This is a genomic window from Halobacterium wangiae (assembly GCF_021249345.1).
Lineage (GTDB): Archaea > Halobacteriota > Halobacteria > Halobacteriales > Halobacteriaceae > Halobacterium > Halobacterium wangiae.
The window spans coordinates 1,100,470-1,125,468 of sequence record NZ_CP089588.1 but is presented as its reverse complement, the minus strand read 5'-3'; the positions used below and the strand labels follow the sequence as shown (position 1 = coordinate 1,125,468).

Sequence of the window (24,999 nt, the reverse complement as noted above, 5' to 3'; positions counted from 1 at the left end):
ACCAATCCATGAGAAAACTGTAGCATGGCGATGAATCAGTTGGTGTCCATCGGAGGGAACTCGGCAGGCGTGACCCTTCCCCTCGGTGAACTGCGCGACGAAGGTATTGTGAGCGGAGGCACGTCAGGTGAGGATCTCGAAATCACGGAAACCGGAATGCGGATTCACCGGTTCGACGCGGGCGCCTGGCAGGTACTGCGGACGGATCTGCACGACTTCCCGGCGTACCACGAACAACCGGCGTACAGTGAACCGGCGCAGGCAACGGTAAAGGCCTAGGCGTCAATTAGCATAACCATCGTCAATGAATGGTATGCCTGAATTGGAGTATAATCGCCACGCTCAGTCTGTCTATGTAAAATTCGAAGGTGACTGGACGAGACTGCATTCCAATGCAAGCCCTGAGGAATTTGCTGTAATTTCAGATATTGATGACCTCGCCATCGAAGCTTCCGCACTCTCTGATAAACTCATTAACCTGCTTATGCAGAGCAGGGAGCTAGTTCAGAAAAACCAGTATTTTGCCACATTAAGCGCGTTCCAGGAGGAAGCAGGGGAGCACTATCAAGAGTGCCTGCGGTTCCAGTCAGTTGCAAAAGCGAGCGACTCAGACATTGTCAAGGCACAACTCGGTATACTATACAAATTAGATAAATTCCTCAAGCACTACTTCCGTGAGCTTTCGGTAGCGCAGAGCCTCGGTTTCTCTGAACGACTACTGTTCACCTACTTATCTACCAACGACTACGTGTTTCTCTACGGATTCGCTAGAAACACATGCTCAACGCTCGAATACCTTGGAAAGTTGTTGGAAAGTCGCCAAGGCCAAGGCGCCCTCAGTCTAGCCGATGAGAGTGTGACCTTCAAGCAGATTTATCGAGAAATTCAGAAACAAGGACTCGGTGAGACTTTTGCGGATAGTCAGCTAGTGCGTATTCCTGAGACAGATGAACAGATGCAGATGGGAGAAATCGGACTGGGGGATTCTGAGATGGATTTCCTTTGGGACAAACGAAATGATATCGTCCATCATTGTCCGATTGTGGTTGAAGAAGAAACAGTCGAGCACCTTCCCGAGGATATTCTTACCGCAGCTGTACTGACACAGGCGGATATTGAGAGGGTTACACGGTTAGCGGCGCGTGTTCATCTCCACTCGATTGGGATGTTTCTAAAATTCTCATCAGGCTATATGATGGATCTGGTTGAGAAGTTAGTTGAGGCCCGATACCATGAGAATCCAACCGAATAGGAGGTCTACTCCTATTGATCAACTCTGACTCGGAGCGCGAAATCACGGAATCCAAATCTCCCGCGTTGTCAATCCGCCGTCTCCGCTACGCCCTCGCCCGCCTCGAAGAGCGCTTCCAAGCGCTCTGCGGCGGTCTTCGGATCGTCGTAGTTGGGCGCGTTGTCTTGCTCGCTCTTCGCGTCGCTCGCGTCGAGTGTGCCGGCGTTCTCGATGATGTCCGGCACGTCGCTCGGCAGAACGACGCGAATCGTCCCGCGAGAGCGGAATCCGCCGCGATTCTGGAGGTAGCCAGCGTTCGACAGCGGTTGCAGGAGCGTGGAGTTGCAGGCTTCCGTCGAGCGCGAGAACTTCTGTGCGAGTTCCGTAAGTGCGACGTCGCGCAGGACGGTGCCGCCGTTGCCACGGGCCAACTCTTGGAGTGTGGAGAGGGCGCGCCGTAGATCGTCGTTCTCCGGCGGGCGGATGTACGGCCCGTCGGGTTCGCCGTCGCCCAGGTACTCGTCGAGGGCTTCTCTGACGAGTTCGGCGCCGGACTTGTCCGTCCCCTCAAGGTGCTGCTGGACGCGCTCGGCGCGGTCACCATCAAGACGCGTGTCAATGCGCACTTCCTCAAAGTGCTGGCCGCCTGTGTCCATCCGGGCCATCAGGCGGACACCTCGGTTGCCGCACTTCGGGGGGTCGGTGCGGATGCAGATGAAACGGGGGTTGGGTCTGCGACGTGCGGGGATTCATCGGAGGCCGTTTCGGGTCGAGGCAGTGGTGTCCGCACACCCCCCGCCCCTGGGTCTGCCGAGGGCTCGTGCGCGCCCTCGCTCTCGCGCGTGAAGCCGGCGTCTGTCCGCTCCTGCTGCTCTCGGGTGCTGTGTCGGGGGTTCATATTGTTTCCTCGTCGGGAATCGCCAACCACCAGGGCGGAGAGACGTGCGTCTGGTCGGTGTCGAGGTTCCTCACGGTGATTCGTCCGCGTGTCCAGCGCCACCAGAGCACGGCGACGTGGGCGCACCAGTCGCGGTACTGATGGGCTTTGCAGTCGCAGTCGGCGCGGAGCGCGCCGTTCTGGATGGCGAACAGCACGCGATGCTTGTCGCCCATGTCGCCGTTCTCCCGACCGAGCAGGACGTCGTAGTGAGCGCGACCCTCGGTCGGGCCGAGATAGGCTTCGGCGGACTGAGCGCGTTTCCAGGCGCCCGATAGCGTCCAGCCTTCGGGGAAGACGAGTTTCGGCGGCGGGCCGAGCCTGCCGTCGAGGGCGTTGAGAGTGCCCGGTGGTTGTTCCGCGCGGCTCATGGGCCTGCGTTCACCCCTGCTGGACCGTCGCCGCAGTTCGGGCAGACTCGTCGAGGGATGCCGCCCCGCGAGGTCGTAGTCTTGAGGCGGGCACCGCAGCTTCCGCAGTAGTGCATCGTCACGGCCGACACACCCCGTCGTCGAGGGCTGAGCAGCGCTGGTCTGGTTCGTTGATGAAGCCGCCGCAGTAGCGGCAGATGTCTCGGTCCGCAGCGTCGGCTGGGGAACTCACGTCGACCCCCTCCGAGTGCGGCCGCTGGGCGGATTTCCGAAACGGCCGAGAACCGGCAAAACACGCCGTCTCTGCCTTATATGGTATGGGACCGCCCGAATTTGAATCGGGGTCACAGCGTCCCAAACGCTGAAGGATACCAAGCTACCCCACGGTCCCGCACCGCAACGTACCGCGGCGCGCGGCGTAAGGGTTTCGTTCGGCGGGTGCGGCCGCAACGGCTATCGGCCCGGCGGTGTACGGTGGCGCATGGTCACGTTGCTCGAAGTCGGACTTCTGCTGGTGGTGCTGGCGGCGCTGTTCGGCGCCTTCACCGTGATTCGCGCAGTGAAGCCGTTCATCGTCAACGCCGTGGTCGGGTTGCTCGTCATCTTCCTCGCGCAGTGGCTGGGCGCGCAGGTCGCGGTGACCCCGCTGGTGTTGCTCGTGGTGGCGCTCGGCGGACTCCCGGGCGCAGTACTGGTGATCCTGCTCGCGTGGGCCGGCCTCGCGTTCGTGCCCGCCGTACTCTTCCTGTAGAAGGCCGTTCACAGTTCCGCGGTTCTCGCTCGCAGGGCTCGCTCCGAACCGCGCTACTCACGGTTCGCTCCGCTCACCGTTCCTACTTCCGAGAGTCTTCGCTACGCTCAGACTCTCGCTACTCTTCTCCTCGAAGTTCCAGGTCCGCTACGACGTCGTAGGGGTCCTTCCCCTTGCGCACGCCGTCGAGAATCATGAACGCGGCGCCGGGTTCGAGGAAGTGCGTGGTGACCGCGCGGCCGAGCGGCGTCGGCGTCACGCCGTCGATGAACTCGTACTCGACGAGCTTCCCGAGGGCGTGTTTCGTCGGCACGTCGCCGATCATGCGGTCGTTGAGGCGCTTGGCGGCGGTGCCGCCGACGGTGACGTTCGCGAGCGTCTCCTCGATGGCGGCGGCCTCGTCGTAGTGCGTGACCACGTCCTCCATCTCGCCTTTGAGGAGTTTGAATGCGATCTCCTCCTCGGTGCCCTCCATCGACCCGTGGTAGGAGGCGTCGGGTTCGACGAGCATGTACACCTTCCCACGGTCGTGGTAGTCCGGGCGGCCGGCGCGGCCGAGCATCTGCTCGAACTCCTGGACGGAGAGCCACTCGATGCCCATCGCGAGCGTGTCGAAGACGACCTGCGAGGCGGGGAAGTCGACGCCTGCCGCGAGCGCCGCCGTCGTCACCACCGCGGCGAGGTCCTGGTCGCCGAACTTGCGCTCGACGGACTTGCGCTCGCCGTAGTCGAGGCCCGCGTGGTACGGCGCCGAGGGGTAGTCGAGCTTCCGCGAGATCTCGTTGCAGCGCCGCCGGGAGTTCGTGAAGATGATGGTCTGGCCCTTGTACCCCTTCGAGGACTCCCGGTCGAACTCCCGGCGCACGAGTTTGTTCTCGATGTCGGGTTTCTCCTGGCCGTCCGCGAACGTGACGTGGCGCTCGATGGGGACCGGGCGCTCCTCGAACTCCACGAGCTTCGCGTCCAGGCCTGCCGCGAGCTGCCCCGGGTTGCCGACGGTCGCCGAGAGGTACACCCACTGCGCGCCCCCGTAGTCCGTCGAGTGCTTCGCGCGCTCCTCGCAGTAGTACTTCAGCCGCGAGACGAGGCCGTCGAGGCGGTGGCCGCGCTCGTCCTCCTTCAGCGTGTGCACCTCGTCGATGACGACGGTGCCGATGTCGCCGAGGTCCTTCCCCGTGCGCAGCGCGTGGTCGATGCCCTCGTACGTCCCGACGATGATGTCCGCGGAGGGGTCGAACGCGTGGCCGTCGTCCCGAATCCGGGACGAACCGACGCGGATGGTGACGTTCGCGAGGTGGCCGTATTCGTCCTCGAAGTCCTCGTGTTTCTGGTTCGCGAGCGCGACGAGGGGGACGAGGAACAGCATCTTCCCCTTCCCCTCGAGCAGTCGGTTGAGGCCCGCCATCTCCCCGACGAGGGTCTTCCCGGTCGCCGTCGCCGACACCACGAGCTGGTCGTCGCCCTCCACGAGCCCGTTCTCCACGGAGAGGCTCTGTACGGGCAGCAGGTCGTCGAATCTGTCTTCCAGGAGTTCCTGCACGTCGGGGTGGAGGTCGAGGTCCGATACCGGTACGGGGTCGATCTCGTCGGTCGTCGCGGACACCTCGTCGTACTTGGTGAGGTCGGGGTCGAGGTTCCCGCCGAGCAGCCCCGTGATCTTCCCGAGGTCCTGCTCCTCGAACAGCAGCTCCTCGAGGCGCGCTTGGGCCGCCCCCGTCATGTTCCCGTTGAACGCGAGCTCGCGCTCCAGTTCCCGCACCGCGCAGTCCTGGCAGATGTACTCGTCGTCCGCTTTGATCGCCGTCTCCGACGTGATCGGGGAGTACCGCCCCTTCCCCGCGCAGTACCGGCACGTCCGCACCGCCTTCGCCTCCAGCTGGTAGGCGTCCAGCATCTCGCGGAGTTCCTCGCGTCCGCGCCTGGAGGTCTGCTGGCTGATGCGGATCCGGTCGGCGCGCCGCGCGATCTCGACGAACTGGTCGGGGCTGCGCGGCTCCTCGCCGCCCCCCGTCTTGATGCGGAACTTCCCCGGCCGCGGGCCGGCGTCCCGCTCGGTCAGTTCCAGTCTCGCGCGGAACAGTCGCTCCCCGCCCCGGCGAGCCACGGCGACGTAGTCGTCGCCGGTCTCGTGGAGGAAGAGCGTATCCACGCGCTGGACCTGTTCAGACACGGCCGTTCGTAGACGACGGCGGTATTTCAGCAGTTCGCTCTCCGGTTCGCGCGACCGGCGGTGGCGCCCACGGCACCAGCGGCGACCCAGGAGATTTATTGTCGGCGCGGTCGCAGTCGGTTACGTCTTCTCGGTCGTAGCCGCGGCACTGTCCCGGCGACGACCGGCCGCCGCCCGGACGCGGCGCTCACATGACACGAACCGACGCTCCCCACGACCTGGTGGACAGCCTGCGAAGACACTGCACGGAACTGGAGACGACGGACCCGGACGCCGACTCGCCGGCGTTGCGAGCCTTCGACGACGCGCTCGGCGGCGTCGACGTCGTCGGCCTCGGCGAGGCCACCCACCGGACCCGCGAGTTCTTCGCGTTCAAACACCGCTTCGTCCGGTATCTCGTGACCGTCCACGGGTTCCGGACGTTCGCCCTGGAGGCCTCGTTCTCCGAGACAGTGGCACTCCACGACTACGTCGTCCACGGGCGAGGCGACCTCCAGTCCATCCTCGAGGACATCGGCTTCCAGATATACGAGACCGAGGAGATGGTCGCGTTCCTGGAGTGGATGCGGTCGTTCAACGAGGACCGACCACTGTCGGGCCGCGTCGCAGTCTACGGCTTCGACGTCCAGTCTGCGGCGGGCGCGGCGGCCGCCCTCCGAGCGTTCTTCCGCGAGTCCGACGGCGAGCGTCCGCCCGAGGGCCTGCTCCGGACGCTCGACGAGGTGGCGGACGGCGTCTTCGAGGGTGAGGCCGTGGACCGAGACCGACTCCGGGCGGCCGAACACGCCGCAGAGGACGTCGCCGACTGGTTCGAGCACGAACGCGAGGGTGACGCCGACACCGCGCTCGCGAGACAGCACCTCCGGACGTTCCGCCGCGCCTGCGAGTTCGCACGGACGGGCGAAGAAGCCGACCGGGCCGCCCAGTGGGGCCTCCGGGACCGCTACATGGCCGAAACCGTCGACTGGATCCGGGAGCGCGCTCCCGACGACCGGGTCGCGGTGTGGGCACACAACAACCACGTGAAGACGGGGCGACTCAGCGGCGACGGCCACCCGTCGGCGACGATGGGCGAGCACCTCTCCCGGCGCTACGGGAGCGGCTACTACGCGCTGGGCGCGCAGTTCGGACGCGGGGCGGTCCGGGCGTACGCACCGACGGACGGCGACGGCGTCGAGTTCGACGGCACGACGCTGGCGACGACCGAGCTAGCGGTGCCAGCCCCGGAGGAGGGCTCCGTTCCGGAGCTGTTCGCCCGTCTCGAAGCACCGGTGGCACTACTCGACTACCGGTCGCTGTCCGAGGACTCGCTACTCCGCTCGTGGCTCGCCGAGCAGCGCCGCCACCGGTACGTCGCGGGCGTCGTGGACCCGGCCGAAGACTCCGCAATCTGCCGGTGCCACGCGGCCGCCGACGAGTTCGACGGCGTGTTCTTCGTCCGGTCGGTCGGTCCGTCGACGCCGCTCTGAACTACCGACTCACTCCACCAGCTGGATGTCGTCGTCGCCGTTCGGGACGACGCAGATGAACGCGCCCTCCTCGTCGCCCTCGTTGCGGTACCAGTGGACGGCGCCCGCGGGGATGAGGAGGCTGTCGCCCTCGCTGACGGTGAACTCCTCGCCCTCGACGCCGACGGTGTACTCGCCGCCGAGGACGTACTGTTCGTGCTCGACCTCGTTGGTGTGCTCGGGGACGCTGGCGCCGGCGTCGAGGACGAACCGGCGCATCGCGAAGTTCGGCGCGCCGTCGGAGTCGTCGATGAGGACGCCCTTCCGCATCCCGTCGGCGGCGCCGACGTCCTGGTAGTCGGCGTCTGCGGCGCGTCGAACGACGTGGTCTGAGTCGGCCATACTCTGGGGTTGGCGGGCGCGGGCCTTAGGCATAGTCGTTGCTGGTGGACGACTGTCGCCCGGCGCGCTCAGAGGCCGAGAATCTCGCGGGCCTGCGCGGGCGTCGCCACCTCGCGGCCGAGTTCCTCGGCGACGCGGACGACGCGCTCGACGAGCTGGGCGTTGCTCTCGGCGAGTTCGCCGCGCCGGTAGTAGACGTTGTCCTCCAGGCCGACGCGGACGTGCCCGCCGAACAGCACGCCCATCGTGGCGAACGGGAGCTGGTGGCGGCCGAACCCGAGCGTGTTGAACTGCGCGCCCTCCGGCAGGTTCGAGACGGCGTTCAGGAAGTTCTCCGGGCGCGGACGGGTGAGCGTCCCCGGGCCGAAGATGAGGGTGGCGTAGACGGGGTCCGCCAGGTCACGGCGCTCCAGGAGGCCGTACACCTCGTTCACGTGGCCGTCGTTGAACACCTCCAGTTCGGGCTTGATGCCGCGCTCGCGCATCTCGTCGTACAGCGAGTCAACGAGCCCCCGGGTGTTCTCGCTCGTGAGGTGGTCGTAGCGGTTCAGCGGCCCCATGTCGAGGCTCGCCATCTCCGGCGGCGGGTCCGTCCGCAGCGGCTGGTGACGGACGTCGTCGGGCGCGCCTGTGCCGCCCGTCGAGTGCTGGATCACCACGTTGTCGGCGTGCTCCCGGATGGCGTCGTCGATGGCCTGGAAGCGCTCCGTCGAGAACGACCGCTCACCGTTGGGCTCCCGGGCGTGGACGTGGACGACCGACGCCCCCGCGTCCTCCGCAGCGGCCGCCGCGCTCCCGATCTCCTCGGGCGTCTCGGGGAGGTTGGGGTTGGCCTCCTTCCCGTGGACGCCGCCGGTCAGCGCCGCCGTGACGACCACGGGTTCGCCGGCGAGGAACGCCTCGTAACTCACGACGTCCCACCGTCGGCGTGGGCCAGGTATATCTCACAGTCCTCGGCGTGGTCGAGGTCGTAGCGGTCGTTGCAGACGTCCGCGCGCATCGCCTGTACGAACCGGTCGGCGGCGGTGCAGTACGCCCGCTCGGTGTCGAAGGACTCGCCGCCGGCCTCGCTGCGGTACGCCAGGTACGGACAGGTCATACCGGCGCTTCGGTGCGCAACCCGTTAACAGTTCACTCGGCGGCGGGAACCCCCTGCCGCCCCCGCTTTTAAGCGTGTTTCGTCCCAACGTGGCGTATGCGCAGTTTCAGGATCGGAAGCGCGTTCGGCATTCCGATCAAACTCGACGTCACGTTCCTGCTCATCCTCCCGGTGTTCGCCTACCTCATCGGTACGCAGGTCGAACTCTGGACGGAGACCCTGAACGCGGTGCCGTTCGAGGCGGGCCTCGACGCAGACCCGCTCACCACCGGCAACACGGAGTGGGTGCTCGGCGCCGTCGCCGCCGTCGGGCTGTTCGGCAGCGTCGTACTCCACGAACTCGGTCACTCGCTGGTCGCGATGCGCTACGGCTTCCCCATCGACTCCATCACGCTGTGGCTGCTCGGTGGCATCGCCAGCCTCTCCGAGCAACCGGAGGAGTGGAGCCAGGAGTTCCTCATCGCCATCGCCGGCCCCATCGTGAGCGTCACGCTCGGCGTCGCCTCCTTCGCTGCGCTGCTCGTGCTCCCGGATACGCTACCGCTCGTGCGGTTCGTCGTCGGCTACCTCGCGCTGATGAACGTCGCGCTCGCCGCGTTCAACCTCCTCCCCGGGTTCCCGATGGACGGCGGTCGCGTCCTCCGCGCGCTGCTCGCGCGCAACCGGCCGTTCGCTCGCGCGACCCAGATCGCCGCCGAGGTGGGGAAGGCGTTCGCGCTCGTGCTCGGCATCGTCGGCCTCATCGGCTTCAACCTCATCCTCATCGCCGTCGCCTTCTTCATCTACATCGGCGCGTCCAGCGAGGCCCAGCGCACGGTGATGAACGCCGCGTTCGAGAACGTCACCGTCGAGGACGTGATGACGCCCGTCGAGGACGTCCACACGGTCGAGGCCTCCGCCTCGGTCGCCGAACTGATGGAGCGGATGTTCGAGGAGCGCCACACTGGCTACCCGGTCACGCGCGGCGGCGACGTCGTCGGGATGGTGACGCTGGACGACGCGCGAACCGCCAGACCCGTCGAGCGCGACGCCATCCGCGTCGAGGACGTGATGACCGGCGAGGTCCACAGCATCCCCCAGTTCAGCGACGCGATGGACGCGCTCGAAGCGCTCCAGCGACACGGTATCGGCCGCCTCGTCGTCGTGGACGCCAACGGCGAGATGGCCGGCCTCATCTCCCGCACGGACCTCATGACCGCCTTCGACATCATCCAGTCCACCGGGTCGAGCGGCGCGTCGCCGCCCATCGACGCGCGCTCGGACTGACGCGCCGTCGCCGACGACTCCGCCGCGACGAACAGTCGTGGAAACTGTCGCGATGCCCCGACTAATCAAAACTAACGTAGTATACTCGAAATCAGACATACGTTATCGCCGGTACGCTCTGTTCCAGGGCTGGAATTCTGACGAATTCGGGATTTCAGGGGGTTTAATGGTGGGTTTGGGCGTTCTCTGTCTCTCCATTCTCGGTCTCGGGTCCCGGGGTGGAATCTGCGCCTCACCGGCGCTCAAGCCGACTAAATCAGAACTTCTCACCGAGAGTTTCTGCTACGTGGTAAATAGTTCGTCAGCTGCCAACAATCAATTCCTATCAGGATATCGACTATCTGGAATGGCCCGGCGGTGGCCGTCGACGGAACGCCTTTGAGGGTGGCCGAGAGTGCGTGCGTATGGAGACAGCGGTCAGCGTAGCCAGCGTCGCGCAGGTCGGCACGGACACCGTCGTCGTGGAACTGGACACACCCCCGGAGTTCGACGCCGAACCGGGGCAGTTCGTCAAGCTCTCGGCGGAACTCGCGGGCGAGACGGAGAACGCGTTCTACACCATCTCCTCGCCGCGAGTGACGGACACGTTCGAGATCACCGTCGGCGCGGACGAGGACGCGACGCTCGGGCAGTGGCTCGCAGAGCGGGACGTCGGCGACGAAGTCGACCTGTTCGGGCCGCTCGGCGAGACGCACTACGAGGGCGAGGGCTCCGTCGCGTTGTTCGCGGGCGGGCCCGGAATCGGTCCGTGCGTCGGCATCGCGGAACGGGTGTCGGAGGCGGACGGCGACGTGGTGCTGGTCTACCAGGACGACGAACCGGTCCACGAGAGCCGACTGTCGGCGCTCGAAGCCGACGGCGCCACCGTCGAGGTACTCGACGCCGACGCGGACGTCGCGGCCGCGGATGTCGCGCTCCCCGAGGACGCCCAGGTGTTCGTCTACGGGTTCGCGGACTTCCTCGACGAGGTGCAGGACGTGCTCGCGGCGGCGGACCGCGACCTGGACGAGGCGAAGGCTGAGAACTTCGGCTGAGACCTACTGCAGTTTCTCGGGTGGGTCGGGGAAGCGAGCCCCGTCCTCCTGGTCGTGGTGGAAGAAGACGTCGGCGTCGTGCTGTTCTTCCTCCCGGCGGACCGCTCGAATCGAGTGGGTGGCCTCGTCGAGCGACCAGCTGAACGCCGCCGGGAGCTCCGCTTCGTAGCCCGCGCGGAGGTTCGCCACGTCGCCCGCGAGCACGACCGTCCCCGACTCCGGGAGTTCGACCCGCAGCGACTGGTGGCCGGGCGAGTGGCCCGGGGTCGGGAACACCTCGACGCTGCCGTCGCCGAACACGTCGTGGCGGCCGGTGAGCGCCGTGACGTCGTACTCGTGGCTGCGCAACGGTGCGAGGTCGCCGTCCAGGTAGAACAGTCGCTGTGCGGTCGCCGTCGGCCACATTGCGTACTCGAGTTCGTCCTCGTGGACGAGGAACTCGGCGTCCGGGAACGCGGAGACGTTGCCCGCGTGGTCGGTGTGGAGGTGGCTCATCACGACGTAGTCGACGTCCCCGGGGTCGTAGCCGACGTCCGCCAGTTGCGCGACCGGTGTGCGGGACTCGTCGATGTCGCAGGTCTGGACGAAGTCGGTCATGTGGGGCGCGCCGTGCTGGCCGTAGCTCTCGGGGTCCTGGACCATCTCGTAGCTCACGCCCGTGTCGAAGAGGACGGTGCCCTCGGGGTGGTCGACGAGGTAGAAGGGACACGGCCCGGCGTACGGTTCGCCGGGTCGCTGCAGCTGGACCATCATGCTGTAGTCGAGCGTCCAGTCGGCGGAGTTGAACCGGTAGATGCCGTCTGCGGTGGTGTCGACGTCCATACGTCGAGGGACAGTTCGACACCCGATAAATCTAGGGTCAGTGACGCTTCGACCGCCGACATCGTTCAGTATGGCCGAACATTCATAGGGGTGGTGACCGATTGTACAGGTAGTTCCGTACCATGACAACCCGGGGCAAGAACACAGTCGACGCCGTCCGCACGACGTTCCGCGTCCTCGAGGGGTTGGAGGCTCTCGGCGGCGCGCGCGTCACCGAGCTCGCCAACCACCTCGACCTGCCGAAGAGCACCGTCCACAACCACCTGCGGACGCTCGTCGAGGAGGAGTACGTCGTCAAGGACGAGACGAGAAACGAGTACCGGATCGGCCTGCGACACCTGACGTTCGGGGAGCACGCGCGCAACCAGACGCTCTACCAGATCGCGAAACCCGAGATCCGTGAACTCGCGGCGGAGACCGGCGAGCACGCCAACCTCGCGATGCACGAACACGGCTACGGCGTCTACGTCTACAAGGCGACCGGCGAGAAGGCGGTCAAACTCGACTCCTACCCGGGCAAGCGAGTGTACCTCCACACGACGGGGTTCGGGAAGGCGATGCTCGCACACATGGACGAGGCGGACCGCGAGGCCATCTACGAGCGCCACGGCCTCCCCGCCGTCACCCCCCGGACGACGACGGACCGCGACGAACTGGAGGGCGAACTCGAGGAGATCCGTGCGCGCGGCTACGCCTTCGACGACGAGGAGCGCCTCGACAGCATGCGTTGTGTCGCCGCCCCGCTCACCACGACCGACGGCCGCGTCGCGGGCGCAATCAGCGTCTCCGGACCGGCCGGTCGACTGAAGGGCGACTACTTCCGCGAGGAACTCCCGGACCGCGTCGTCAGCGTCGCGAACATCATCGAGATCAACGCGACGTACACGTGACAACACACCGCAATCGTGAAATGGGCCCGCGGCGTACTCGATACGCACACACAGCCCCATGACCACCGTACTCGCACAGGGGACCTTCGACGTGCTCCACCCCGGGCACGTGGACTACCTCGAACAGGCGGCCGCTCGTGGCGACGAACTCCACGTCATCGTCGCCCGTTCGGAGAACGTGACGCACAAGCCGTCGCCAGTGCTCGGCGACGAACAGCGTCGCCGCATGGTCGCCGCCCTCGACCCCGTCGACGAGGCCCACGTCGGCCACCCCTCGGACATCTTCGTCCCACTCGAGGAGATTGACCCCGACGTCGTCGTCCTCGGCCACGACCAGCACCACGACGAGGCCGACCTCGCGGCGGCCCTCGACGCCCACGGCCTCGACTGCACCGTCGAGCGGGCGGACCCCGCCGACGTCGACTTCGAGGGTGCGGTGCTCTCGACGAGTACGATACTGCGTAGAATCCTCGACGCGCGCCAGCACGCGTCGGCCGCGCGGATGCGACCGCCGACGCTCCGGCAGCGCCCACTCTGACTTCTCGCGCTACCTCGCGGATCGCCGTTCAAAACTGAAGAAGCGCTGACAGCGAGCCGCTCTGATTACTCGGAGACGCCGAGGTAGCGCTGTCGGACGTCGTCTGCGGCCTCCAGTTCTGCAGTGGTTCCCTCGAAGACGATGTTGCCGTCCGCCAGCACGTAGTGGCGGTCCGCGACCTCGAGGACGGCCTGGAGGTTCTGCTCGACCAGCAGGACGGTGACGCCGTCCGCGCGCAACTGGTCGATGATGTCGAGGATGGACTCGACGATCTGGGGGGCGAGCCCCTCGGTCGGTTCGTCGAGCAACAGCAGGTCGGTCGCGCCGCGGAGGCTCCGCGCGATGGCGAGCATCTGCTGTTCGCCACCCGAGAGCTGCGCGCCGCGGTTCGTGCGGCGCTCCCGGAGCCGGGGGAAGTAGTCGTAGGCGCCCGCCACCGAGAGCCAGTTGTCGTCGGTCGTCACGCCCCCGACCTCCAGGTTCTCCTCGACGGTGAGGTCGGGGAAGATCTCCCGGTGTTCGGGGACGAGACCGATGCCCCGGCGGTACACCTCGTTCGGTGGGGCGTTCGTGATCTCCTCGCCGCGGTAGCGGATGTGCCCCGAGTCGACGGCGAGCTGGCCCATGATGGTGCGCAGCGTCGTCGTCTTCCCGGCGCCGTTGCGGCCGACGATGGAGACGACTTCGCCCTCGTCGACGTCGAGTGAGACGTCCCGGAGGACGACGTTGGTCTCGTAGCCGGCGGTGATTCCCTCCACTTCGAGCAGGGAGTCACTCATCGTCCATCCCCCCGATGTACGCCTGCTGGACGTCCTCGTTCGCGGCGATCTCTTCGGGCGTGCCCTCGGCGATGACCTGGCCGAGGTGGATGACGGTGATGCGGTCGGAGGTGGACATGACCATGTCGATGTCGTGTTCGGTGAGCAGCACTGCCTTGTCCGCGGCGATCCGCTGGATGAGGTTCGCGATCTCGCGGGTCTGGTCGGGGCCGATGCCCGCGGTCGGTTCGTCGAGCAACAGCAACTCGGGGTCCGAGGAGAGCGCGAGCGCGAGTTCCAGCTTGCGCTGGTCCCCGTAGGAGAGCGCACTCGCCTGCTCCTCGGCGAACTGTGCGAGTTCGACGCGTTCGAGGATCTCATCGGTTCGTTCGTTGACCGGTGAGAGGCCGCTCGCAGGCGTCAGCGGATTCGTCCGCTTGTTCGACGTCGCCTGCACGCCGATCCGCACGTTCTCGCGGACCGTGAGGCTCCCGAAGAAGTCGTTCACCTGGAACGACCGCCCCATGCCGAGTTGACAGCGCTCGTAGGCGGGGAGTCCGGTCACGTCGCGGCCGTCGAACTCGACGGTGCCCGCGGTCGGTTCGAGGAAGCCGTTGACGAGGTTGAACAGCGTCGACTTCCCGGCGCCGTTCGGTCCGATGACGCTCCGGACCTCCGTGCGGCCGACGGTGAGGTCGACGTTGTCCACGGCGAGCAGTCCGCCGTACGCCTTCGTCAGTTCGTGGGTCTCGAGGATGGCGTCACTCGACATCGCCGTCACCTCCGGACTGGGGGTTCGCCGCCGGCTCCGGTGGCTCCTCGGTGCTCGACCCCCCGGCGCCGTCGCCGCGGAGGGCGTCGAACGGGAGCGAGACGAGGCCGCGCGGCATGAAGATGACCGCGAAGATGAAGATGGCGCCTGCGACGAACTCCCAGTGGGAGACGTAGATGGAGAGCCCGTTGCGCAGGAAGACGAACGCGATGGCGCCGACGATGGGGCCGTACAGCGTCCCCATGCCGCCGAGCACCATCATCACGATGGCGTCGCCGCTCACCGTCCATTTGAGCACGGTGGGGTCGACGAACGTGAAGTACATCGCGTACAGCACGCCCCCGATGCCGCCGTAGGCACCGGAGAGCATGAACGCGCGGCGCTTGTACTTGTCAACGTCGTAGCCCAGCGCCTCCATGCGGTGTTCGCTGTCGCGGATGGCGACCAGCGACGTGCCGAACGGCGACCTGAGCACGCGCACTGCGAGCAGGTACAGCGCGGCGAGCGTCAGCAGGCTGACGTAGTAGAGCGTCGTGGTGTCCCCGAGGTTGAGGAACGGAACGGGCGGCAGCGCGAAGCCGAGCCCGTCGTTGCTCCCCGTGAGGCTCGGGAAGTCGAAGACCATCTGGTGGACGATCTGGGCGACCGCGAGCGTGAGCATCGCGAAGTAGACACCTCCGACGCGCACGCCGAGGAAGCCGACCGCCCACGCCAGCAGCGCCGTGACGACGACGGCGACCAGGATGGCGACCGGGAGCAGCCCCGTGACGTTCACGAGCACGAGCGCGGTGACGTACGCGCCCAGGCCGATGAACATCGCGTGGCCGAACGAGATGAGGCCCGTGTACCCCGTGACGAGGTCCAGGCCCAGCACGAGCGTCGCCAGCGCCAGCGCCTGCACCATCACGCCGAGGTAGTACGACGAGAGGAACGTCTGGGTGAGGAACGGGAACACCGCGAACAGCGCGAGCGCGCCCAGGAATATCGGGCTCTTCGCGCCGATGGTCGGCAGCGCCCGGTCGATCTCGACGTTCGTCTCGGCCGCCTCGACGGACTCCTCGCGGCCGAAGATGCCGTACGGCCGCACGAGCAACACGGTGAACATCAGGATGTAGACGAGGTAGCCGGAGAACTCGGGGAGGTACGTCGACCCGAGGCTCTCGACGACCCCGACGCCGAGACCGGCGACGACGGCGCCCCGAAACGAGCCGAGGCCGCCGACGATGACGACGATGAACGCCAGGATGATGGCCCGCGTCCACATCGACGGGACGATGGGGAACAGCGGCGCCGACAGCGCGCCGGCGACGCCCGCGAGCGCCGCGCCGAGGACGAACACGCCCGTGTAGTACCACGTGACGTTGATGCCCAGCGAGCGCGCCATCTGGCGGTTCTGCGAGCCAGCGCGGACGATGAGCCCGAAGTTCGTGAACTTCAGGACGACCCACACGAGCCCGGACAGTCCGAGCGCCGCGCCGAGGACGAACAGCCGGTACTTCGGGAAGTACGCGGGGCCGAGCTGTATCGCACCGAGGAACAGCTCCGGGGGCGCGACGGAGTTGAAGCCACTCCCCCAGAAGTACTCGACGACGTCCACGAAGACGAGCGTGAACCCGAACGTCAGCAGGATGTGGTAGAGCGGGTTCCGCCCGTACAGCGGTCGGAACGTCGCGTACTCGATGCCGAAACCGACGGCGCCGACGAGCAGCGGTGCGACGAGCAGCGCGAGCCAGAACGACCCGGCGATTACGCCGAACCCCGGCACCGTGACGCTCGCGCCGACGACGGCGAACGCGAGGTACGCCCCGAGCATCCACAGCGACCCGTGGGCGAAGTTCACGACGTTCATCACGCCGAAGATGAGCGACAGGCCGATGGCGATGAGGACGTAGATACCGCCGAGTGTGAGTCCGTTGAGTACCTGGACGCCGAACGTCACGGGGTCGATACCGGCCAGCGTCACCACTGCGAAGATGGCCACGAGACCGGCGAGCGACCCGGCTGCGGCCACTCCCGCTCGACGTGCCGCGCCGGAGGCCAGCCCGCTCATTATAGCGAGCAGTCGATACTGTCGCAGGCCTCGATGGCGTCGGCGCCGGAGATGGTCTGTTTGATGTCGAGGCTCGGAATCTCGGTGCCCTTACCCTGCAGCACCTCGAGGTCCTGGGGCTCGCTGATCTGCGCGACCGGCACTGGGCGTTCGGCCTGGTGGTCGCAGGCGCGCATCGTCCCGCCGCCCATCGGCGAGTCGAACTCCATCCCCTCGAGCTCCGCGATGAGGTCGTCGGCGTTCGTCGACCCGGCGGCCTCGATGGCGGGCGCGAGGATCTCGTGGACCATCGTCCACTGGGACTCCGCGTGGTTGGCCGGGATCTGGTCGTACGCGTCGATGAAGCTCGTGACGAACTGGCGGTTCAGCTCGTTGTCGTACCCCTCGAAGTAGCGCACGCCGGAGTACGTGCCGACCACGCCGCTGCCGCCGCCGAGGCGCACGGAGCGGAAGTCGTTCGTCCCGGCGACGATGTCGACGGCGTCACGCAGGTTGTACGACGAGGCCTGCTGGTTGAACTTCACGAGGTCGCCGCCCGCCATGCCGAGCGCGAGGAAGTCCGCGTCGGAGTTCTGGATCTGGGTGATGTACGAGGAGAAGTCGTTCGCACCGAGGTCGGACTTCGTGGTGTTGACCTCCTCGTAGTCGTAGTCCGAGAGCACCTCCTTCCAGCCGTCGAGGAACGCGTTGCCGTACGCGTAGTCGGCGACGTGGAACCAGATCTTGGTGCCGAGGTTCTCGACGGCCCACGGCGCGGTGGCGCGGGCGACCTGGCCGGTGCGCAGTTCGTAGCGGAACGTGTACCGGTTGCACCGGGACTTCGTGATCGGGTCGGCGCCGGCCTGGTTCCCGAAGACGATGCCCTCCTCGTCGGCGACCTGCTGGATGGCGAGCGCCGCGGAGCTCTGTGCTTCGCCGGTCAGCACGTCGACGTCGCGGTCGTTGATGAGGAGGCGGGCCTTCTGCTGGGCGGTGGTCGCGTCGCCCGCGGAGTCCTCGTGGAAGCCGACGACCTCCTTGCCGTCGATGCCGCCGTTCGCGTTGAGCTGTTCGACGGCGAGCTGGCCACCGAGCTCCTGGGGTTCGCCGAGCGTCGAGTAGCCGCCCGAGAGCGGGTGGATGAACCCGATGCGGATCTGCTCGTCGCTGTCGCCGTCGGGGTCGCCGCCGCTCGTGGTGGTCGTCGTGTCGCCGCCGCTGTCGGTGGTCGTGGTCTCCTCCTCCGTGGTCCCCGTCGTGCAGCCCGCGACGAGCGCTGCAGCTGTACCCGCTAGTCCGGACTTGAGGAACTGTCTACGCCGTGTTGGCATACGACACACCTCCCGTGGGGCCGGTATTATAGTTACTGGATTTTCGTGACGAAATCGTTCCTGTAATCTTAGGTATTTGCATTGTTAGCCTCCGCGGCGTCCGCTCGCTCCGCCGCGAGTCGCGCCGCGACGTCCGTGATCATGTCTTCCTGTCCGCCGACGACGCCGAGTTCGCCGAGTTCCACGAGGATGTCCCGCGGGTCGATGTCGAACTGTTCGGCGGCGCGTCGGGTGTGCCGGAGGAACGACGAGTACACCCCGGCGTAGCCGAGGATGAGCGAGTCGTTGTCGAGTTCCGGCATCGTCTCTGCGGTCAGCATCGGTTCGAGCACGTCCGAGGCGGCGTCCATCGTCCCGAACAGGTCGGGGCCGACGTCGTAGCCCGCCTTCTCGAGCGTGCCGACGAGCACCTCCATCTGGGCGTTCCCGGAGCCAGCGCCGAGGCCCCGCAGGCAGCCGTCGACGGTGACGGCGCCCGCGTCGAGGCCGGCGAGCGTGTTCCCGATGCCCAGGCCGAGGTTGTTGTGCGCGTGGAACCCGACGTCGATGGACAGTTCGTCGGCGAGCAGGCCGACGCGGTCCCGGACGCCGTCCGGGAGCAACGCGCCCGCGGAGTCCATCACGTAGACGGCGTCCGCGCCGTACTCCTCCATCAGGCTGGCCTGTTCGAGGACGGTCTCGGGGTCGGCCATGTGCGAGAGCATCAGGAGGCCGTTGGCCTCCAGGCCCATGTCCGTCGCGTAGTCGAAGTGCTCCGCGGAGACGTCGGCCTCCGTGACGTGCGTCGCGATGCGGAGCACGTCTGCGCCCTTGCTCGCCGCGAGTTCGAGGTCCTCGACGGTGCCGATACCCGGCAGCAGGAGCACGGACAGTTCCGTGTCCGTCAGTTCCGGGCGGACGGCGTCGAGGTACTCCTCCGTGGACGCGGCCGCGAAGCCGTAGTTGATGGAGGACCCACCCATGCCGTCGCCGTGGGACACCTCCACCACGTCCATGTTCGCGGCGTCGAGCGCGCCCGCGACGTCCGCCATCTGGTCGGGCGTGAACTGGTGGTCGACGGCGTGCATGCCGTCCCGCAGCGTCATGTCCACCAGTCGGACGTCGTCGGTCACTCTACCACCTCCGCGACGTCGGCGCCGCGGCGCTCAGCGATTCGCTCCGCTGCCCCGAGCGCGGCGCTCGTCATGATGTCGAGGTTGCCAGCGTACTCGGGGAGGTGCTGGCCCTCGCCCTCGACCTGGAGCATCGTCGTGAGCACCTTCGTGTCGTCGAGGTCGAGGTCGTGGTTCTCCTTCACGAGCGGGTCGAGGGTCACCTCGTAGCCGGGCACGTACGACTGCACCTCCGCCTCGATGCGCGAGACGGAGTCCCGGATCTCCTCGACGTCCGCGTCGGCCGGCACCTCCGTATAGACGGTGTTGCGCATCATGATGGGTGGCTCCGCGGGGTTCAACACGATGATGGCCTTCCCCTCGTCGGCGCCGCCGACCCGCTCGATGCCGTTCGCCGTCGTCTGCGTGAACTCGTCGATGTTGTGTCGGGTGCCTGGTCCTGCGCTCTTCGACGCGATGGTCGCCACGATCTCCGCGTACTGCACGTCGGCGACCCGGTCGACGGCGTGGACGAGGGGGATCGTCGCCTGGCCCCCGCAGGTGATCATGTTCACGTTGTTCACGTCGTCGGCCACGTCGTCGAGGTTCACGACGGGGACCGCGAGCGGGCCGACGGCGGCGGGCGTCATGTCGACGGCGAACAGGCCGAGTTCGTCGTAGACGGGCGCGTGGTCGGTGTGGATGCTCGCGCTCGTCGCCTCGAAGACGATATCGAGGTCGCCGGCGCGCTCTCTGACGCTCTCGATGCCCTCCGTCCCGACGTCGACGCCCGCCTCCTGGGCGGCCTGGAGGCCGTCGGACTCCTCGACCGGGAGGATGCCGACCATCGCCTCCAGTTCGACGTGTTCACCGCGGTCGAGTATCTTGTACATCAGGTCGGTCCCGATGTTGCCGGGACCGACGATTGCTGCGCTCAGTTGTGACATTCGTGGTGTGGTCAGTCGTCGTCCGCGGCGGACTGCTCCGCGGCGGACGCCGCAGGTTCGTCGGCGCCCTGGAGTCCGTACTCCCGGACGCGCTCTTTCAGTGCCTCCTTCTCCGGGTGGTTCTTCCACATGTTCGACTTCACGCGCATCGGGCCGCCCGTGTAGAACCGCTCGTACAGTTCCTCGCGGCTGCCCAGCGAGCCGATGGCGATCTCGTAGGCGAGCTTCTGGACGCCGAGGCGCTCGTTGGCCTCGATGTCCTTCCCGCGGAAGTACGTCTCCACGTCGCCGCCCAGCGGGTTCTCTGCCTCGAGGTCCTCCCAGTGGGGGACGCCGATGAGGCCGCTGCCGCCGAGGTCGCGGATGATGTCGACGATGCGCGGGAACTGGTCCGGGAACGACGCCGTCACCGCGAACAGCGGCCGTGGCTCCGGAATCACGTAGTCGCCGAACTCGTAGGCCTGTGCCTCCGCGGCCTGCACGCAGGCCCGGATCTGCTCGACCATCGTGGATATCTCGCCGAGCTTCGCCTGGACGTGGAAGTACTCCTCGATGCCCGTACTCTCGGCGAGCATCGTCGCCACGCCGAAACAGAACTCCGCCTTCGCGAGGTCCTTCACGGCGGTCTGGTGGTACGTGAGTCCCGCGTACGCGGTCTGGGTCTTGTCCCGCCACGCGTTCGCAGCTTCGATGTCGCCGTCGATGAACACGCGCTCCCACGGGACGTGTACCTCGTCGAGCACGACGAACGTGTCCATCTCGTCGAACCGGCTGGACAGCGGGTGGTTGCGCTCGTCGTTGCGCGAGAGCTGTGGCCGGCAGATCTGGCGGACGCCGTCGGCGTCGGCGGAGACGGCGAACGCCAGCGCCTGGTCCTCCTCGTCCTCGCCGTAGTAGCCGAACGGGTAGAGCAGTATCTCGTCGGCCTGCGGGCCGAGCGTGGCGAGCATGCGCGCGCCGCTGACGACGATGCCCTCGTCGTCCTCGTCGACCTTCCGGACAGCGCCCGGGCGGTCGGCGGAGTCGTCCTCGAGGCGGAACGACGACGCCTCCGAGCGGTCGATCTGGGGGTCGATGAGCGCGTGCGTGAGGCAGACGTCGTTCTCGCGGCAGTACTCGTAGTAGTCCTCGACGTTCTCCGAGAAGTCGTGGTCGGCGTCCTCGTCGGCGAACAGTTCGTGGCCGATTGCCATCCCCGTCACGCCGTTCGCGAGGAAGTCGTTGGCGCGCCCGGACATCCCGCACGTGTAGTCCATCCAGAGCTTCGACGCCTTCCGGCGCTGCGCGAGGTCCTCCTTCGAGGTGGGTTTCTCGTAGAAGATGGGGACCCGGTCGCCGGTCGACGGCGACTCGAACGTGAGCAGGTCCTCGTGTTCGGGGTCGCTCTGCAGGTCGAACAGCTCGCCCTGCGTCTCGACCATCCCCCGCGTGGCCGGGTGCTCCGTGACGTCCTCGACGAGTTCGCCCTTGTAGTAGACCTCTCGTCCGTCTCGGAGACCTTGCCGGTACTCCTCCTTGGTTCTAACTGGCATACGCGACTGTATCATTCACGGTCGTTCACTTATACCTAGTGGCTGATTTCTCGGGCAGGGCAGTCGATTCATCCCCGCAGGACGCCGAATTCAGTCGACGGTGAGCGTGACCGACCCGCTCGCGCCGAACTCCGCGGTCACCACGTTGCCGGCCTCGACGTCGACGGCCGGCGTCATCGACCCGCTGAGGACGATCTCGCCCGCCTGGAGGCTGTCGTCCACGTCCGCGAGTGTGTTCGCCAGCCACGCGACGGCGCGCGCCGGGTGACCGAGCACCGCCGCCCCGACGCCCGAGTCCACTACCTCCCCGTTCCGGTACAGCTTCACGGCCTCCAGGGAGAGGTCCCGACCCGCCACCGGGTGGGTCGACTCGCCGGTCGCGTACAGTGCGCTCGACGCGTTGTCCGCGACGGTGTCCTCGATGCCGATGTTCCAGTCCCGGACGCGGCTGTCGATGACCTCCACGACGGGGACGACCGCCTCGGTCGCGCGCAGGACGTCGAGCGAGGAGACGGGCGCTGCCAGGTCCTCGGCGAGCAGGAAGCCGAGTTCGGGTTCCACGCGCGGCGCCAGCAGGTCGTCGGTGTCGACCACCCCGTCCTCGACGACCATCGTGTCCAGCAGGCGTCCGAAGTCCGGTTCGTCGACGCCCAGCTGGTCCTGGATGGCCTCGTTCGTCAGCCCGACCTTGTGGCCGACAACGGACGCGCCGTCGGCGAGCCGCCGGTCCACGAACGCGGACTGGACGGCGTACGCGTCCGAGATGTCCATGTCGTACTCGTCCGTCGGCGGTGCGATGGGGTCGCCGGAGCGGAGCGCGTCGTAGAGGTCGTCGGCGATGTCGGCCACCGCGTCGTCTCCCAGTGACATACTCTGGACTGGCGGCGGCGCCGACAAATAGGTTCGCCCTCCCCCGACGCGCCGACGGCTGTCGTCCCCCGCTGTCCCGGCGTTCTGGACTCGGAGTAAGATATATGCGCCCGTGTCGAACACTCTCTGCCATGGCTGTGTGCACCCTCGGTCACGTAGAGCTACTAGTGCCGAACCTCGCGGAGACGTACGACTACTACCACGACGTCCTCGGACTGGAGGAGGAGTGCCGGGAGGGAGACAGCGTCTACCTGCGCGGCTGGGGTGACTTCAACAAGTTCTCGCTCACCCTCACGGAGGACGAGGAGGCTGGCGTCGGCCACATCGCGTTCCGCGTCGAGGAGCCCGCGGACCTCGAACGGTACGCCGAGCGCGTCGAGGACTCCGGCTACGACGTCGACTGGCAGGACGCCGGCGTCGAACCCGGACAGGGCGAGTCCATCCGGTTCACGGGGCCGGCCGACCAGACGTTCGAACTGTTCTACGACATCGAGGAGCCCGACGTCCCGAAGGAGCAGCGCTCGCGCCTGAAGAACCAGCCCCAGAAGCTCGTCGACCGCGGCGTGGGCGCGCGCCGTATCGACCACGTGAACTGCTACGTGCCGAACGTCGCGGAGTGCTCGGAGTGGTTCCAGGACGTCCTCGACTTCGAACTCCGCGAGGAACTGCTCATCGAGGGCGACGACGTCGGGAAGTGGCTGAGTGTGTCGCCGCTCGTCCACGAGATCGCGTTCGTCGAGGCGGAGGAACCGTCGCTCAACCACGTGGCGTACTACCTGAAGTCCCGCGGCGACCTGTTCCGCGCGGCGGACGTGCTGAAAGAACACGACGTCGAGATCAAGGGCGGGCCGGGCCACCACGGCATCAGCCAGGCGAACTACATCTACCAGGACGACCCCGCGGGCCACGAGGTCGAGATATTCGCAGGCGGCTACCTCATCTTCGAACCCGACTGGGAGCCGGTGACGTGGACGGAGGAGGACATGCCCGAGGCGCTCTACTGGTGGGGGAAGGGACGGAAGTTCAGCGACTCACACGAGCACAGCGACGAGTTCGAGTGACGGCGGGGCGGTGGAACCGGGGCGGCAGAACGGCGCCGGAGCGACCGCGGGTCAGTCGCCGTGCTTCTGCAGGAAGTCGATGGTGTGCTCGTGGTAGCGGTCCTGTTCTTCCCACTGCGGCCAGTGCGCCGAGTGCTCGTAGAGGTGGTACTCGGAGTTCGGGAGCTGTTCGTGGACGTACTCCACGAGCTCCTTCTGCGCGCTCGGGTTGTGCTCGGTGTGGATGACGAGCGTCGGGAGGTCCATCTCCCGGAGTTCCGCCGTCGTGAAGTACATCTCCTCGTCCTTGACGTCCTCGACGAACGTCTCGTAGATGAGGCGCATCGCGTCCTGGTTGGCCTGCTGGGAGTAGATCTCCTGGCGAATGTCGACGAGTTCCTCGTCGACGTCCTCGACGAACAGCCACTGGAGGCGGTCGGCGACGCGCTCGCGGGTGAGTTCCTCGTCGAGCATCTCCATGCTGCGCTCGTAGAGGTCCTCGATGCCCTCGATGCTCTCGGCCTTGGCGTCCTCCTCGACGTCGCCGGAGGTGTCGATGTGGTAGACGCCGCTGGTCGTGATGAGCCCCACCGTCTCGACGAGTTCCGGCCGGTCGAGGCCGAGGCGGCCGGCGACCCAGCCACCGAGGGACTCGCCGTGGATGTGCGCGGAGTCGTGGCCGAGCGCGTGGACGAACTCCTCGACGTGGTCCATGTAGTCCGTGATGTGGTAGTCGATGTCCGTCGGCCGCGAGGAGTAGCCGTGCCCGACGAAGTCGATCGCGTAGACGGCGCGGTCGTCGAGGGCCTCCGCGAGCGGGAGCATGTTCCTGACGTACGTCTCGGCGTGGCCGCCGATGCCGTGCAGGAGCACGAGCGGCGGCTTCTCGCCGTCGCCGGCCTTCAGCGTGCGCGTCCGGTAGTTCTCGCTCTCGACGTACTCGACGCTGCCGCCGAGCATGTGAACCCAGGCTGTCTGCGTCATCACCAGAACTGTCTGTAGCGGCCGCCAAATAACTGCTGGTCACCCCGGTGTTCGCCACCGTCGCGACTCTCGGCACCGAATCGTGAAGGTACGACAGAACACAGAAACGGGGGCTCTACCCCGTGATTCACCACGACGGAACGATAATTTGGCGCCGTCGAGATGCGCGCGTATCTGTTCGCCACGCCGGAACGATTCGCCGGCCGACCACCAGGAGATCGGGCCACCACCGAGAAATCCGAAAAATACCGCGTACCGGCGGGGAAACCAACGCCACCTGTTCACCTCTACCGACTCGCAGTGGTATCGCTCGACCACACGTGAATTTCTGTTCGGGCCTGCCGAACGATCCTGACAACATCTGCCACGACTTCGACGTTACAAAGATATGTTTGTAACGGCCTGTGGTCGTCCCAGGGTCGCACTCTCCTCGCCAACACTCACAAGCAACCAGTCCACGAGGTATTATTCATACTCGACATAACTATCTCCCGTCTCTCAGCCATTTTGTGCAGAAAATACCAGATTGAGCTCTCGAATGTGGCTGTATCGGGGTTCTCGTGCAACCTCTGCTCTCGGGCTCTGCAACGAAGCGGTTCTGTGACTAATTACGCGCTCTCTGGTGCTCTGGTGCGAAAATATTCCCGTTAGTCTGTGTCCAGTTCTTCAATCTGGAAAATATAAGA

Annotated in this window: 25 protein-coding genes and 1 tRNA gene; 9 read left to right on the top strand and 17 right to left on the bottom strand. The window is 66.5% G+C overall.

Going from position 1 to position 24,999, the window contains the following annotated elements; translation table 11 throughout:
* Window positions 1-24 precede the first annotated feature (24 nt).
* Together LT965_RS06155 and LT965_RS06150 are read left to right on the top strand one after the other, a co-directional pair.
* The gene (locus LT965_RS06155; RefSeq protein ID WP_232703139.1) at window positions 25-279 is read left to right on the top strand and encodes a DUF8053 family protein; all 255 of its coding nucleotides are present in this window, start codon (window positions 25-27) and stop codon (window positions 277-279) included.
* Window positions 280-304: 25 nt separating this feature from the next.
* The gene (locus LT965_RS06150) at window positions 305-1,252 is read left to right on the top strand and encodes a hypothetical protein (protein ID WP_232703138.1); all 948 of its coding nucleotides are present in this window, start codon (window positions 305-307) and stop codon (window positions 1,250-1,252) included.
* Window positions 1,253-1,320: 68 nt separating this feature from the next.
* On the opposite strand, the gene LT965_RS06145 is transcribed toward LT965_RS06150, so the two are convergent.
* The 3 genes from LT965_RS06145 to LT965_RS06135 form a co-directional block, all read right to left on the bottom strand.
* On the bottom strand, window positions 1,321-1,896 hold the full coding sequence (locus LT965_RS06145) for a hypothetical protein (protein WP_232703137.1): 576 nt from the start codon (window positions 1,894-1,896) through the stop codon (window positions 1,321-1,323).
* Window positions 1,897-2,125: 229 nt separating this feature from the next.
* Window positions 2,126-2,539 carry an SWIM zinc finger family protein gene (locus LT965_RS06140; RefSeq protein ID WP_232703136.1) on the bottom strand — a complete coding sequence of 138 codons (414 nt, stop codon included), beginning with the start codon at window positions 2,537-2,539 and terminating at the stop codon, window positions 2,126-2,128.
* A 318-nt stretch (window positions 2,540-2,857) separates the two neighbouring features.
* Window positions 2,858-2,930 (bottom strand) — tRNA-Pro (locus LT965_RS06135).
* Window positions 2,931-3,020: 90 nt separating this feature from the next.
* On the opposite strand from LT965_RS06135, the gene LT965_RS06130 reads away from it, so the two are divergent.
* Window positions 3,021-3,290: a pro-sigmaK processing inhibitor BofA family protein gene (locus LT965_RS06130; protein ID WP_232703135.1), complete on the top strand. Its 270-nt coding sequence runs from the start codon at window positions 3,021-3,023 to the stop codon at window positions 3,288-3,290.
* 118 nt (window positions 3,291-3,408) lie between these two features.
* On the opposite strand, the gene LT965_RS06125 is transcribed toward LT965_RS06130, so the two are convergent.
* A complete protein-coding gene (locus LT965_RS06125; protein WP_232703134.1) occupies window positions 3,409-5,460 on the bottom strand; it encodes a DEAD/DEAH box helicase in 2,052 nt (683 codons plus the stop codon).
* A 191-nt stretch (window positions 5,461-5,651) separates the two neighbouring features.
* Here LT965_RS06125 and LT965_RS06120 point away from each other — a divergent pair, with 191 nt between their 5' ends.
* Entirely contained in the window at window positions 5,652-6,929 is a 1,278-nt protein-coding gene (locus LT965_RS06120) for an erythromycin esterase family protein (protein WP_232703133.1), read from the top strand.
* Between the two features lie 9 nt (window positions 6,930-6,938).
* Here LT965_RS06120 and LT965_RS06115 read toward each other — a convergent pair whose 3' ends face one another.
* From LT965_RS06115 to LT965_RS06105, 3 genes are all read right to left on the bottom strand, one after another.
* On the bottom strand, window positions 6,939-7,310 hold the full coding sequence (locus tag LT965_RS06115; RefSeq protein ID WP_232703132.1) for a cupin domain-containing protein: 372 nt from the start codon (window positions 7,308-7,310) through the stop codon (window positions 6,939-6,941).
* 68 nt (window positions 7,311-7,378) lie between these two features.
* Window positions 7,379-8,221, bottom strand: a complete 843-nt coding sequence (locus LT965_RS06110; protein WP_232703131.1) for a beta-keto acid cleavage family enzyme — start codon at window positions 8,219-8,221, stop codon at window positions 7,379-7,381.
* Window positions 8,218-8,409: a hypothetical protein gene (locus LT965_RS06105; RefSeq protein ID WP_232703130.1), complete on the bottom strand. Its 192-nt coding sequence runs from the start codon at window positions 8,407-8,409 to the stop codon at window positions 8,218-8,220. Before LT965_RS06105 ends, LT965_RS06110 begins: the two co-directional genes overlap by 4 nt.
* Before the next feature lie 96 nt (window positions 8,410-8,505).
* Between LT965_RS06105 and LT965_RS06100 the strand changes: the two genes are divergently transcribed.
* Window positions 8,506-9,675 carry a M50 family metallopeptidase gene (locus tag LT965_RS06100; RefSeq protein WP_232703129.1) on the top strand — a complete coding sequence of 390 codons (1,170 nt, stop codon included), beginning with the start codon at window positions 8,506-8,508 and terminating at the stop codon, window positions 9,673-9,675.
* A gap of 404 nt (window positions 9,676-10,079) precedes the next feature.
* Window positions 10,080-10,709 (top strand): FAD-dependent oxidoreductase, encoded by a 630-nt coding sequence (locus LT965_RS06095; RefSeq protein ID WP_232703128.1) that lies wholly within the window; start codon window positions 10,080-10,082, stop codon window positions 10,707-10,709.
* 3 nt (window positions 10,710-10,712) lie between these two features.
* Here LT965_RS06095 and LT965_RS06090 read toward each other — a convergent pair whose 3' ends face one another.
* Window positions 10,713-11,531, bottom strand: a complete 819-nt coding sequence (locus tag LT965_RS06090; RefSeq protein ID WP_232703127.1) for an N-acyl homoserine lactonase family protein — start codon at window positions 11,529-11,531, stop codon at window positions 10,713-10,715.
* Between the two features lie 122 nt (window positions 11,532-11,653).
* Between LT965_RS06090 and LT965_RS06085 the strand changes: the two genes are divergently transcribed.
* Together LT965_RS06085 and LT965_RS06080 are read left to right on the top strand one after the other, a co-directional pair.
* Window positions 11,654-12,421 (top strand): IclR family transcriptional regulator, encoded by a 768-nt coding sequence (locus tag LT965_RS06085; protein ID WP_232703126.1) that lies wholly within the window; start codon window positions 11,654-11,656, stop codon window positions 12,419-12,421.
* A 58-nt stretch (window positions 12,422-12,479) separates the two neighbouring features.
* Window positions 12,480-12,959: an FAD synthase family protein gene (locus LT965_RS06080; RefSeq protein WP_232703125.1), complete on the top strand. Its 480-nt coding sequence runs from the start codon at window positions 12,480-12,482 to the stop codon at window positions 12,957-12,959.
* A 65-nt stretch (window positions 12,960-13,024) separates the two neighbouring features.
* Here LT965_RS06080 and LT965_RS06075 read toward each other — a convergent pair whose 3' ends face one another.
* The 8 genes from LT965_RS06075 to LT965_RS06040 all read right to left on the bottom strand — a co-directional run bounded on the left by LT965_RS06075 (window position 13,025) and on the right by LT965_RS06040 (window position 22,289).
* Window positions 13,025-13,738: an ABC transporter ATP-binding protein gene (locus tag LT965_RS06075; RefSeq protein WP_232703124.1), complete on the bottom strand. Its 714-nt coding sequence runs from the start codon at window positions 13,736-13,738 to the stop codon at window positions 13,025-13,027.
* Window positions 13,731-14,489 (bottom strand): ABC transporter ATP-binding protein, encoded by a 759-nt coding sequence (locus LT965_RS06070; RefSeq protein ID WP_232703123.1) that lies wholly within the window; start codon window positions 14,487-14,489, stop codon window positions 13,731-13,733. The genes LT965_RS06075 and LT965_RS06070 overlap by 8 nt, the downstream gene beginning before the upstream one ends.
* A complete protein-coding gene (locus LT965_RS06065; RefSeq protein ID WP_232703122.1) occupies window positions 14,479-16,539 on the bottom strand; it encodes an ABC transporter permease in 2,061 nt (686 codons plus the stop codon). Before LT965_RS06065 ends, LT965_RS06070 begins: the two co-directional genes overlap by 11 nt.
* On the bottom strand, window positions 16,539-17,849 hold the full coding sequence (locus LT965_RS06060; RefSeq protein WP_232703121.1) for an ABC transporter substrate-binding protein: 1,311 nt from the start codon (window positions 17,847-17,849) through the stop codon (window positions 16,539-16,541). Before LT965_RS06060 ends, LT965_RS06065 begins: the two co-directional genes overlap by 1 nt.
* Window positions 17,850-17,917: 68 nt before the next feature.
* Entirely contained in the window at window positions 17,918-18,961 is a 1,044-nt protein-coding gene (gene dmpG, locus LT965_RS06055; RefSeq protein ID WP_232703120.1) for a 4-hydroxy-2-oxovalerate aldolase, read from the bottom strand.
* On the bottom strand, window positions 18,958-19,887 hold the full coding sequence (locus LT965_RS06050; RefSeq protein WP_232703119.1) for an acetaldehyde dehydrogenase (acetylating): 930 nt from the start codon (window positions 19,885-19,887) through the stop codon (window positions 18,958-18,960). Before LT965_RS06050 ends, dmpG begins: the two co-directional genes overlap by 4 nt.
* 11 nt (window positions 19,888-19,898) lie before the next feature.
* Complete coding sequence (locus LT965_RS06045; RefSeq protein WP_232703118.1) at window positions 19,899-21,419, bottom strand: 4-hydroxyphenylacetate 3-hydroxylase family protein; 1,521 nt, start codon at window positions 21,417-21,419, stop codon at window positions 19,899-19,901.
* Between the two features lie 90 nt (window positions 21,420-21,509).
* Entirely contained in the window at window positions 21,510-22,289 is a 780-nt protein-coding gene (locus LT965_RS06040; RefSeq protein ID WP_232703117.1) for a 2-keto-4-pentenoate hydratase, read from the bottom strand.
* A 131-nt stretch (window positions 22,290-22,420) separates the two neighbouring features.
* Between LT965_RS06040 and LT965_RS06035 the strand changes: the two genes are divergently transcribed.
* Window positions 22,421-23,350, top strand: a complete 930-nt coding sequence (locus LT965_RS06035) for a catechol 2,3-dioxygenase (protein WP_232703116.1) — start codon at window positions 22,421-22,423, stop codon at window positions 23,348-23,350.
* 51 nt (window positions 23,351-23,401) lie between these two features.
* Here LT965_RS06035 and LT965_RS06030 read toward each other — a convergent pair whose 3' ends face one another.
* Complete coding sequence (locus LT965_RS06030) at window positions 23,402-24,313, bottom strand: alpha/beta fold hydrolase (RefSeq protein ID WP_232703615.1); 912 nt, start codon at window positions 24,311-24,313, stop codon at window positions 23,402-23,404.
* Window positions 24,314-24,999 lie beyond the last annotated feature (686 nt).

Coding starts and splice junctions, on each gene's coding strand:
- LT965_RS06130 (WP_232703135.1), top strand. CDS start 3,021: ATGGTCACGTTGCTCGAAGTCGGACTTCTGCTGGTGGTGCTGGCGGCG.
- LT965_RS06045 (WP_232703118.1), bottom strand. CDS start 21,419: ATGCCAGTTAGAACCAAGGAGGAGTACCGGCAAGGTCTCCGAGACGGA.
- LT965_RS06115 (WP_232703132.1), bottom strand. CDS start 7,310: ATGGCCGACTCAGACCACGTCGTTCGACGCGCCGCAGACGCCGACTAC.
- LT965_RS06155 (WP_232703139.1), top strand. CDS start 25: ATGGCGATGAATCAGTTGGTGTCCATCGGAGGGAACTCGGCAGGCGTG.
- LT965_RS06090 (WP_232703127.1), bottom strand. CDS start 11,531: ATGGACGTCGACACCACCGCAGACGGCATCTACCGGTTCAACTCCGCC.
- LT965_RS06060 (WP_232703121.1), bottom strand. CDS start 17,849: ATGCCAACACGGCGTAGACAGTTCCTCAAGTCCGGACTAGCGGGTACA.
- LT965_RS06030 (WP_232703615.1), bottom strand. CDS start 24,313: ATGACGCAGACAGCCTGGGTTCACATGCTCGGCGGCAGCGTCGAGTAC.
- LT965_RS06150 (WP_232703138.1), top strand. CDS start 305: ATGAATGGTATGCCTGAATTGGAGTATAATCGCCACGCTCAGTCTGTC.
- LT965_RS06095 (WP_232703128.1), top strand. CDS start 10,080: ATGGAGACAGCGGTCAGCGTAGCCAGCGTCGCGCAGGTCGGCACGGAC.
- LT965_RS06105 (WP_232703130.1), bottom strand. CDS start 8,409: ATGACCTGTCCGTACCTGGCGTACCGCAGCGAGGCCGGCGGCGAGTCC.
- LT965_RS06065 (WP_232703122.1), bottom strand. CDS start 16,539: ATGAGCGGGCTGGCCTCCGGCGCGGCACGTCGAGCGGGAGTGGCCGCA.
- LT965_RS06145 (WP_232703137.1), bottom strand. CDS start 1,896: ATGGCCCGGATGGACACAGGCGGCCAGCACTTTGAGGAAGTGCGCATT.
- LT965_RS06100 (WP_232703129.1), top strand. CDS start 8,506: ATGCGCAGTTTCAGGATCGGAAGCGCGTTCGGCATTCCGATCAAACTC.
- LT965_RS06120 (WP_232703133.1), top strand. CDS start 5,652: ATGACACGAACCGACGCTCCCCACGACCTGGTGGACAGCCTGCGAAGA.
- LT965_RS06050 (WP_232703119.1), bottom strand. CDS start 19,887: ATGTCACAACTGAGCGCAGCAATCGTCGGTCCCGGCAACATCGGGACC.
- LT965_RS06080 (WP_232703125.1), top strand. CDS start 12,480: ATGACCACCGTACTCGCACAGGGGACCTTCGACGTGCTCCACCCCGGG.
- LT965_RS06085 (WP_232703126.1), top strand. CDS start 11,654: ATGACAACCCGGGGCAAGAACACAGTCGACGCCGTCCGCACGACGTTC.
- LT965_RS06070 (WP_232703123.1), bottom strand. CDS start 14,489: ATGTCGAGTGACGCCATCCTCGAGACCCACGAACTGACGAAGGCGTAC.
- LT965_RS06140 (WP_232703136.1), bottom strand. CDS start 2,539: ATGAGCCGCGCGGAACAACCACCGGGCACTCTCAACGCCCTCGACGGC.
- LT965_RS06035 (WP_232703116.1), top strand. CDS start 22,421: ATGGCTGTGTGCACCCTCGGTCACGTAGAGCTACTAGTGCCGAACCTC.
- LT965_RS06075 (WP_232703124.1), bottom strand. CDS start 13,738: ATGAGTGACTCCCTGCTCGAAGTGGAGGGAATCACCGCCGGCTACGAG.
- LT965_RS06040 (WP_232703117.1), bottom strand. CDS start 22,289: ATGTCACTGGGAGACGACGCGGTGGCCGACATCGCCGACGACCTCTAC.